Below are 666 nucleotides of genomic sequence, written 5' to 3'. Positions count from 1 at the left end.
CTCGCTCGCCGGGCCGGAAAAGCGCTGTCCAATTGTCCTGGGGACCATGGGCGTTGACGAGATAGGTCTAGGTTGAACCTGTTACATCAGAGACGTCCGTGGGGTCCATCCGCATTTTGCCCCAGTCGAGACGATCCTTGAGCGGTTGATCTTCTTTTGCCATCAGGCCAGCCAGCGTCTGGCGCTGATAGTTGAAATAGCCCCCGCCCACCTGCTTGAGCTTTCTGAAAATCGCGTGCGGATGCATCTGGCTATGGTCGGACAGCACGATCACATGCTCGCGATCCGACTTGATCGGATCTTCGCCTGCCGGATCGATCACGATCGGCCCGTAATGGCCCATCTGCTCCTGCAAACCCGAATGGCTATGATACCAATAGGTGCCCGCCTGGACGATCGGAAACTCATAGACGAAGGTCGATTTTGGTTTGATGCCGGGGAAGCTGATTCCCGGTACGCCATCGAACTGGAACGGTACCAGTAACCCGTGCCAGTGGATCGAACTGTCTTCTTCAAGATCGTTGATCACCGACAGGCGCACCGTTTGCCCTTGGCGCAACCGGATCAAAGGCGCCGGCACGGTTCCGTTGATGCCGATCGCATGGCTTGCGCGGCCATCGATCATCATCATCTGATGAGCGATCTTGAGAGTGATATCGTTGCCGG

Annotated in this window: 1 protein-coding gene; it reads right to left on the bottom strand. The window is 56.8% G+C overall.

The window, feature by feature from the left end:
• Positions 1-67 precede the first annotated feature (67 nt).
• Positions 68-666: multicopper oxidase domain-containing protein (locus AACY08_RS27840; protein WP_339472315.1), on the bottom strand; the 599-nt coding region annotated here is incomplete at its 5' end.

The sequence above is a fragment of the Pseudomonas sp. EL_65y_Pfl1_R83 genome (genome assembly GCF_963970695.1).
Classification (GTDB): Bacteria; Pseudomonadota; Gammaproteobacteria; order Pseudomonadales; family Pseudomonadaceae; genus Aquipseudomonas; species Aquipseudomonas tritici.
The sequence above is the reverse complement of the archived record's forward strand: the minus strand, read 5'-3'. Positions and strand labels throughout refer to the sequence as shown.